Origin of the sequence: Wolbachia endosymbiont of Drosophila bicornuta, assembly GCF_028982105.1 — a bacterium.
In the GTDB taxonomy this organism is placed as follows: Bacteria; Pseudomonadota; Alphaproteobacteria; order Rickettsiales; family Anaplasmataceae; genus Wolbachia; species Wolbachia pipientis.
Genome location: NZ_JAPQLF010000002.1, coordinates 1 through 591, shown reverse-complemented (window position 1 = coordinate 591; position 591 = coordinate 1). Strand labels below are relative to the sequence as shown.

1 pseudogene is annotated in these 591 nt (G+C 34.3%); it reads right to left on the bottom strand.

Going from position 1 to position 591, the window contains the following annotated elements:
- Nucleotides 1–525, bottom strand: a pseudogene (locus tag OZD68_RS00015) (IS4 family transposase); the annotation flags it as partial.
- Nucleotides 526–591 lie beyond the last annotated feature (66 nt).

Here is a 591-nt window from a genome sequence, read left to right as displayed (position 1 = left end):
GTGCTTATGGCTATGGTAGAGCAGTAGCATATTATGATCTGTTCGGATTATTGTAAAAAGAGCTATACATGGTAATGTTGGGTTAGCTCTTGCAATTGATGTAATAAAGAAGATCCTCCAAGCAATAATACTCATAACTGTTAGATATCTCATTAGTCTTTCTGCTATTCCAAGCGTACATTCTTCAACTTTGAGACCGAATTTAAAATTTTATGTAATATCTCTATTTTCCATCTAAGGCAATACCAACTAATTTTTTCAACAGCTTCATCGAAAGTATTAACTGAAAGATTCGTTAATAGCATCCATTCTAGCGGTTTTTTTTAAGGGAAGTGGAGTTTTCTCAACAACATAAACTGCATAAAGTGGTAATTTAGGTAGTTCTTCCGTCTTATGCCTAATATTATTCTTAGATGGATTCATCATAAACTTTCCAAATCTAACTTCCAAACGTGCTGTTCTTTTTGGCTTATTATCTTTTACAGGAACTTCAACTTCTACCGTACCTGTACAATGAGAGGATTTATAGCATTTCTCATAATAGTCCGAACAGGTCATAGGAAGGCAGAATCAACAGCACGACGAAAGGAT